This window comes from Niastella sp. (assembly GCF_045805085.1).
GTDB lineage: Bacteria > Bacteroidota > Bacteroidia > Chitinophagales > Chitinophagaceae > Niastella.
In genome coordinates this window covers 1-6,025 of the sequence record NZ_JBJMLX010000027.1, presented here as the reverse complement: position 1 = coordinate 6,025, position 6,025 = coordinate 1, and the positions used below count along the sequence as shown (strand labels likewise).

At 44.2% G+C, this 6,025-nt stretch carries 6 protein-coding genes; 3 read left to right on the top strand and 3 right to left on the bottom strand.

Translation table 11 applies throughout. From position 1 onward, the window contains the following. Both ACJ751_RS01360 and ACJ751_RS01355 read left to right on the top strand, forming a co-directional pair. Window positions 1-190: response regulator (locus ACJ751_RS01360; protein ID WP_407743577.1), on the top strand; the 190-nt coding region annotated here is incomplete at its 5' end. Window positions 191-283: 93 nt separating this feature from the next. Further along, the gene (locus ACJ751_RS01355; RefSeq protein WP_407743576.1) at window positions 284-577 is read left to right on the top strand and encodes a hypothetical protein; all 294 of its coding nucleotides are present in this window, start codon (window positions 284-286) and stop codon (window positions 575-577) included. Between the two features lie 2 nt (window positions 578-579). Here ACJ751_RS01355 and ACJ751_RS01350 read toward each other — a convergent pair whose 3' ends face one another. Beyond that, the gene (locus ACJ751_RS01350) at window positions 580-1,272 is read right to left on the bottom strand and encodes a response regulator transcription factor (protein WP_407743575.1); all 693 of its coding nucleotides are present in this window, start codon (window positions 1,270-1,272) and stop codon (window positions 580-582) included. Continuing rightward, window positions 1,269-2,708, bottom strand: coding sequence for a sensor histidine kinase (locus ACJ751_RS01345; protein ID WP_407743574.1), 1,440 nt, complete (start codon window positions 2,706-2,708; stop codon window positions 1,269-1,271). Before ACJ751_RS01345 ends, ACJ751_RS01350 begins: the two co-directional genes overlap by 4 nt. Before the next feature lie 127 nt (window positions 2,709-2,835). Here ACJ751_RS01345 and ACJ751_RS01340 point away from each other — a divergent pair, with 127 nt between their 5' ends. Continuing rightward, window positions 2,836-3,618: a GLPGLI family protein gene (locus tag ACJ751_RS01340; RefSeq protein WP_407743573.1), complete on the top strand. Its 783-nt coding sequence runs from the start codon at window positions 2,836-2,838 to the stop codon at window positions 3,616-3,618. A gap of 382 nt (window positions 3,619-4,000) precedes the next feature. Here ACJ751_RS01340 and ACJ751_RS01335 read toward each other — a convergent pair whose 3' ends face one another. After that, window positions 4,001-5,839 carry an alpha-amylase family glycosyl hydrolase gene (locus ACJ751_RS01335; protein WP_407743572.1) on the bottom strand — a complete coding sequence of 613 codons (1,839 nt, stop codon included), beginning with the start codon at window positions 5,837-5,839 and terminating at the stop codon, window positions 4,001-4,003. Between the last annotated feature and the right edge of the window lie 186 nt (window positions 5,840-6,025).

Sequence of the window (6,025 nt, the reverse complement as noted above, 5' to 3'; positions counted from 1 at the left end):
CACTACTACCCGCCTCATTCGCCAGTTACCGGAGCCTTACAGCCTCATTCCCGTGATCGCCCTAACCGCCGACGCCATGCAGGGCGACAAGGAAAAATGTATTGAGGCCGGGATGAACGATTATATTTCAAAACCTTTTAAACTGGAAGAAATAGAATCAGTATTGAAAAAGAGAATGTTATTGGTGTAGCAACGCCGTTGGCTAAATTTTAACAACCAACCCGTAACTTTTTTACAACCTGAACGACCTATAATTTGTCTTAATTCTAAGTAAATTCAGGAAATGAAGAAACAACCCTCTTTGGCGTTTTGTGTGTTGATGGACCTCATCGGTTATGCCACTTACATCATACCCGGTCTGGGTGAGTTGGGCGATATCATTTGGGCGCCCATCTCAGGTATCATTTTCTTTATAACCTTCGGTGGCTGGAAAGGTGCAATGGGTGGGATGTTCAACTTTGTAGAAGAGATCCTGCCAGGAACCGATTTTATTCCCAGCTTCACTATTATGTGGTTTCTTAAACGACTGGGTAAGCCGCAACAACAAGAGCCAATCAGAACAATTAAAATTGGTTAGGTTTACCCTACAACAAAGCGGTAGCCTACGCCCTTGATGGTAATTATTTCCATCAACTCGTCTTCTTTTAGATAGCTGCGCAATTTGGTAATGTATACATCCAGGTTGCGGGAGTTAAAAAAGGAGTCATTACCCCACAGCAGGTTTAAAATGTCTTTGCGATCAATGATCTTATCGCGGTTTTCATACAACAATTTCAACAACTCACTTTCGCGGAACGACAATTTTCGTTCTTCATTATAACCCGACAACAACTGCCGCGCAACATTGAAGTTATAGTTGCCAATTTGCAGGGTGTCTTTGCCATTGATGGTTTTGGCGCCCGGTTCCTTAAAGCGCAAGGCATTTTCAATACGCACTATTAATTCTTCCATGCTGAATGGCTTACGAATGTAATCGTTACCACCAAGGGAGAACCCTTTTACCAGGTCGTCGGTTTGTGTTTTGGCCGTAAGGAAGATGATAGGCACCCGGCCATTTATTTCGCGTATTTCACCGGCAATGGTAAAACCATCTTTATTGGGCAGCATTACATCGAGCACGCAAACATCAGGATTCATTTCGCGGAAAATGGAAAGCACATTGGTACCATCGCTTTCCATCACCACTTCAAACTGGCGGCTCTCCAGGCTTTCTTTTACAATTTTACCCAGAAACAATTCATCTTCTACGTATAGTATTTTGATCTTGCTCATGAAGCTGCAGGAAGTTTAATAATAAAACGGCTACCAATTCCAGGCTCACTTTCTACTTCAATGGAGCCATAATGCCGCTGAATAACATAGGACACATAGCTCAATCCCAGTCCATACCCTTTTACATTGTGGGTATCGCCCGAAGGAACACGGAAAAACTTATCGAAGATCTTTTTGTGGTATTCTGCCGGAATGCCGATGCCATTATCAGACACCAGTAAGAAGATCTGTTCGGTTTCGTCCTTAAGGTCAATACGAATGGAGGGATTATCCTTACTATACTTCAACGCATTATCCAGTAAATTGAACAACACACTGGTTATATGCAACCTGTCTGCATTAATGCCGTACCGGTAACCCTTCAATTGAACATTTACCTCTGCCTGATATTTTTCAAATTGCAGCTTCATGGAGCCTACTACCTCCTTCACCAGTACAGCCAGGTCAACAGCTTCTTCTTTCAACTCCACCTGGTGTTTTTCAAACATCGACAATTTAAGCACTTTATCAACCAGGAACGATAAGCGTTGCAATTCATTGGAAGAAATGGCGAGGTATTCCTTTGTTCGCTCCGGATCGTGCAGGGCGTCAAAATTCCGTAAAGCTTCAATGGCCACACTTACAGTAGCAATAGGCGTTTTCAGCTCATGGGTAATATTGCTGATAAAGTCGTTCTTGATCTTTGTTAGTTTGCGTTGCTGGATTAAACTGCGCAACAACAGTGCAAACGATAAGGCGGTAAGTCCCACCAGCACCACCGACAATAAAAATTGCGGCCACATTTTCTGTAATACAAACGTGTTGGTGTTTGAAATAGCCAGTCTGAAGGTTACAGGATGATTAAAACCTACAGTCATTTCATTATCCCTGTCAAAAGTTGGTGATAGCCTCATGCTATCCTTATCCGGTACCACTTTCCGACTGGTTATTGAGAACGAAATGGGGATCCTTTCCTGCTTTAATAATTTCGCATACCTGGCAGAAAGCTCTTTTACGCTAATGCTATCCTGCAGGGAATCAACTCTACTTAATACCCGCACCATACCCGGAGCGGGCCCATCTTTGAATATTTGGATCTCATCCAGCGAAACCGGCGGCTGACCGGGACGGGGCAACTGACTTAAATCTTTCCGGGTCACCATAACGCGAAACTGTTTCTGGCCAAGGGTATCCATCACCCTTTGGTGCATGGCGTCTATTATCCCAACTGCACCGTAACGTACCCGTTCAAAATGAACATCCGCATTGGTGTCCAGCTTTAGTTTCTCCACCCTTATGCGTTGTATGGTCTCGCGAAATAAAACATGGGTCCTAAAGGCCAGTTCATGCTTTTCTTCCCGGAAGTTTTTGGCAAGCCAGTAAAGCTGGAAGGTTGCTACAGCTATTATAGCCAGCAACATTAAAATAACCTGTAAATACAATCGGCGCCCATGCATAACCTTACAAAAGTAGCCGAATAATGCCGGCTGGCTAATGTCATTAACCTTAATTAACATTAATCATAGATGTATTAACCTGTTACCGTTGGCCACTGCTATAGTTTTGAAACAAACAATAATGAATATGAAAGCGATATACTTTATAGCCGGTTTACTAATATCCGGGAACGTATGGGCGCAACAACAAAGCGGCCGGGTAGTGTATGAGTTTACCAGGCAAATGATGCTACGAACCGATGTACGTGAGGGCGGCGGTGGTATGGAGATGGCGGGGCCGCCGCCGGCGCAAAGGACGCATGTAATTAAGCTTGAAGTACTGTTCGGTAACAACCAAATGCTGCGCCGGTCGCTGGAAGAAAATGTAGCTCCCGAATTCGGCAACGAAAACGGTATACAGTTTCACGTTGGCCTGGGCGACGATGACATTACCTGGCTCAATTTTACCGAAGGCCGTAAGGTTGAACAAAAGGAGTTTGCCACCAAACAATACCTGGTTACCGATAGTGTTCGCAAAGGGAACTGGAAACTTACTGGCGAAACAAGGACTATCCTGGGGTATGCATGTCAGCAGGCTATTACCACCCGGCCCGGCAAACGCAATATGATATCGATGGAAAACGGGGTTATGAACCGAAAGGAGTTGCCCGATACCAGCAACATTATTGCCTGGTTTACGCCTGCGATCCCTGTATCGACCGGTCCTGACTTCGAAGGCCAGCTACCCGGTTTAATTTTACAGATCGATATTAACGGTAACACCACCTATAAAGCGGTGGAAGTATCGCAGAAAGTTGATGTGGCCGCGATCAAAGAGCCTAAAAAAGGCAAAAAAGTAACGGCTTCGGAATTTTCTAAAGAACGGGATAAAACAATGGAACAAATGCAACGTAATGGCAGAGGAGGATGATTTGCATGAACAATTAATGGTTTTTCTTTTTTTCGCATATAGCATTACTTATAAAAAGCATTGCCACAATCATCAAAAGATAATGATGGTCGTCATGAAAAAGCTTTATAATTCATTCTACTTTTATATAGGTTTTTCATAGGATATTGGATTAACACGAGGCCCCGATTCTTCGGGGCCTTTATCTTTTCTAACCTCATTACTTAGTATTTTTTTCGCTGCATTCCTATAAAAAAGTTAGCGCAAATCAATAAATAGATAAACTTCTGTTTTCGATGATGATGGTCATAGGTAATATCAGTTTTTGATATTACCTTCCAATTGGTTTTTCATAGGATATTGGATTAATACGGGGCTGGATGTCTATCCGGCCCTCTTTTTTTTAATCCCGCGAAAGGATCAATGCATTGTAAGGCCCCATGTTTATAGCAATACTGTATTCCTGTTCATCCTTTTTGCTTGTAAACGTTTCCACATCAAACGCAGGCGAATCGGTAAACGATTCATCATACCCTTTCCAGTCACTGTTGAACCGTACTTTCCATATACCTTCTTCCGGTACGCCAATCACATAGTCCTTATGTTCTTTATTCATAAAATTCAAAACAACAATGGTGCTGTCCTTTGGACCGCCCTCATACCAGCGATGAAAGGCTATTACTTTATCCTTGTTGTTTACATGTGTGATGCGGGTATGCTGGCCCGCTAGACCTTTGGTAAACCCTTCCATATTTCGGCGTAACCGTATACAATCGCGGTACAAACGGGCAATGCCTTTAAAGTCGCTGAATTTTGACCAGTCGAGGGGTATGTTATCATCAAACCAGCCATCTTCCACAAATTCCTGCCCCTGGAAGATCATCGGAATGCCGGCAGCCGTAAAAACCAGTACGGCGCCCAATACCGATCGCTTTTTGGCAAACCAGTTCTGCGCATCGCCCGGTGCTATTTCTTCCGGCACCCGCGTTTTGCCATTGGCCACATCGTCGTGCGATTCGGTATAAATCACCCGTTGAAAGGCATCGCCATTAAAATTATGCATAATGGCAAATTGTATCTTATCCAGATCACGGTGGTCATCTTCAGGCACCTTTAAAACATCCCGCACACTGAAGGTGAAGGCAGGATCCCATTGGGTATTATACCCCTGGCCGTTCTCTTCTGCTTTTTTGGTGATCCATTCATTGTTCTGCAGGTCTTCGGCAATCTTTATCTTCCAGGGGTAGCGTTTATTCATTTCTTCATTTATCCATTTCATCAACGACCAGCCTTCGGGCAGATCTGCTTCGGGCAAATTTTTACCTTGCGCATTGCGAACAAACAGCAACGCATCGGTACGCAGGCCATCTATATGGTAATCTTCGAGCCACATCAGGGCATTGTCGCGCAGGTATTGCCGAACCTCGGGGCGGCCATAATCGGGCCGGGTATGGCCCCAGGGCGTTTCAGCCCGCCAGTCCTGGTAGAAATAAATACCACCGCCGCCATTCTCGCTCCAGCCATCAAATTGCCACAGGTCCAGGTCGGAAGGCCCAAAATGGTTATACACCACATCGAGGATAATGGCAATCCCTAATTCATGGGCTGTATTGATGAGCTCTTTAAGCCCCTTTACACCGCCGTAATCTGATTCAATAGCATACGGGTGCGATAAATTATACCCCCATGAAATGCCGCCCGGGAATTCGGTAGTCGGCATTATTTCAATGGCATTAATCCCGAGTGCTTTTAAATAACCCAACCGTTGTTTGGCGGTTTCAAAAGTACCGGGCTTCCCCTCTTCTTTTACATTGAACGTGCCGATGTGCATTTCATAGATCACCAGCTCATTCCAGTTTGGCATTTGAAAGTCCTGGTCCGTCCACTCAAAATGCGGATCTGTAATAATGGAATTACCAGATGAGTTGGTCAATTCCCTTGCATACGGGTCGTTGCGGTACAGCAAACCCATATCGGTTTGTAAGATGTATTTATATTGATTGCCTGCTTTGGCATCGGAAATATTTATCCCCCAATACCCGTTGCCTTCATGTGTCAAGGAGTGTTTATTCTTTGACCAGTTATTAAACTCCCCTGTAACAAATACCTTTTTTGCATGGGGCGCCCAAACTCTAAAGTATACGCCATTATCGTGGACAATGGAACCCATACCTTCTACATTGGTCACCGGTGTGGCGGCTGTTGTGCTTTTTGACATGGTAATAGTGTTTGTGGATTTCATTCCATACCCTGCAATTTTGTTACCATGCTCAACCTCCATTATATACTATCCGCCAATCATATGTATGCTGCGGGGCCCTCCTGAGGCATTCAACCTGCTTTTAGTAAGATTATAAGTAAAACTCAACAGGAAAAAGCGTTGCAGGTTTTTCACCCGCTTGTCTTCAATATAATTCTGACTGGTACT

Bases quoted from the DNA above. Each gene is read 5' to 3' on its own strand.
- ACJ751_RS01355 (WP_407743576.1), top strand. From the start codon at position 284: ATGAAGAAACAACCCTCTTTGGCGTTTTGTGTGTTGATGGACCTCATC.
- ACJ751_RS01350 (WP_407743575.1), bottom strand. From the start codon at position 1,272: ATGAGCAAGATCAAAATACTATACGTAGAAGATGAATTGTTTCTGGGT.
- ACJ751_RS01345 (WP_407743574.1), bottom strand. From the start codon at position 2,708: ATGCATGGGCGCCGATTGTATTTACAGGTTATTTTAATGTTGCTGGCT.
- ACJ751_RS01340 (WP_407743573.1), top strand. From the start codon at position 2,836: ATGAAAGCGATATACTTTATAGCCGGTTTACTAATATCCGGGAACGTA.
- ACJ751_RS01335 (WP_407743572.1), bottom strand. From the start codon at position 5,839: ATGAAATCCACAAACACTATTACCATGTCAAAAAGCACAACAGCCGCC.